This is a genomic window from Cobetia sp. SIMBA_158 (genome assembly GCF_046566945.1).
Lineage (GTDB): Bacteria > Pseudomonadota > Gammaproteobacteria > Pseudomonadales > Halomonadaceae > Cobetia > Cobetia amphilecti.
The window spans coordinates 1-248 of sequence record NZ_JAWJYL010000838.1; the positions used below are offsets into that span (position 1 = coordinate 1).

Below are 248 nucleotides of genomic sequence, written 5' to 3' on the forward strand. Positions count from 1 at the left end.
GGACCAACGCGACCAAATTCGTGATAAAAAGCACCAAGCAAAACAACGCCTGCTTAATTTAGGGTACCTTGAAGAAAAAATTGACTTAATTTGGAGCCGCTTTAAAGCAAACTACTTTACTGCATTTAGCGAGCAGCAAATATCGTGGCAAACCGAGCATTTAGTAAATAGCACCGATTTAAGCCAACCGAGTGTAATTGTGTCGAATGCGCCTATGCACGGCGGCACGCAAGTGTTTGTTTACAGTC

The 248-nt window shown here is 43.1% G+C and carries 1 protein-coding gene; it reads left to right on the forward strand.

Annotated elements, in window-relative coordinates:
* Positions 1–248, forward strand: a 248-nt coding sequence (locus R2R70_RS22185; RefSeq protein WP_410979228.1) for a hypothetical protein, incomplete at both ends; no start/stop codon positions are given.